We start from the raw sequence: 214 nt of genomic DNA on the forward strand, positions 1-214 counted from the left end.
TGTCGCGATTTTGAGCAGTCGTGCGCGTATGGTGCCACAGGTCGCCGTCTCCAGGCTGGTCTGGCCAAGGGCCAGTCTTTGCAGAGCGGTCAGCAGGACATAGGCTGCGGCCGAGAACCACAGCCGGAGCTGGTTGGCCCGGATGGTGTGGGACGAGGTCCTGTCTGAGAACAGATCCATCTGGCATTCCTTGATGCGGTTTTCCATATCCCCG

The 214-nt window shown here is 60.7% G+C and carries 1 protein-coding gene; it reads right to left on the reverse strand.

What is annotated here, in order from left to right; genetic code table 11:
• Positions 1–214: transposase (locus CSR02_RS09545; protein WP_208616826.1), on the reverse strand; the 214-nt coding region annotated here is incomplete at both ends.

It is taken from the genome of Acetobacter pomorum (assembly GCF_002738225.1).
Classification (GTDB): Bacteria; Pseudomonadota; Alphaproteobacteria; order Acetobacterales; family Acetobacteraceae; genus Acetobacter; species Acetobacter pomorum.